The organism is Autumnicola patrickiae (assembly GCF_031846525.1).
GTDB classification, from domain to species: Bacteria; Bacteroidota; Bacteroidia; order Flavobacteriales; family Flavobacteriaceae; genus Autumnicola; species Autumnicola patrickiae.
This window is the reverse complement of the sequence record NZ_JAVRHM010000089.1, coordinates 1-268: the sequence shown is the minus strand read 5'-3', so window position 1 is coordinate 268 and position 268 is coordinate 1. Positions and strand designations below refer to the sequence as shown.

The following is a 268-nucleotide window of genomic DNA, read 5'->3' as shown; positions in this document are numbered from 1 at the left end:
TGGTGAGTTGGTTTTTTGTAGATAAACTCATCAATTTAAGCGGAGCATCAAGAGAATTGATGGAAGGTGTTGGAGCTATTCTGGCTGTGCTGGTGTTGCTCTTTGCAGGTGTTTGGCTTCATTCCCATTCTGAAATATCGAAGTGGAAACACTTCATAAAAAATAAAATAAACCGCATTTCAGAAACCGGAAATGGGATAGGCTTGTTTATTTTCTCATTCATCGTGGTGTTCAGGGAAGCTTTTGAAGTGGTCCTGTTTCTTTCATC

At 39.6% G+C, this 268-nt stretch carries 1 protein-coding gene; it reads left to right on the top strand.

Translation table 11 applies throughout. The annotated features are described in order from the left end of the window. Positions 1-268, top strand: a 268-nt coding sequence (locus tag RM549_RS19465) for an FTR1 family protein (protein WP_349254682.1), incomplete at both ends; no start/stop codon positions are given.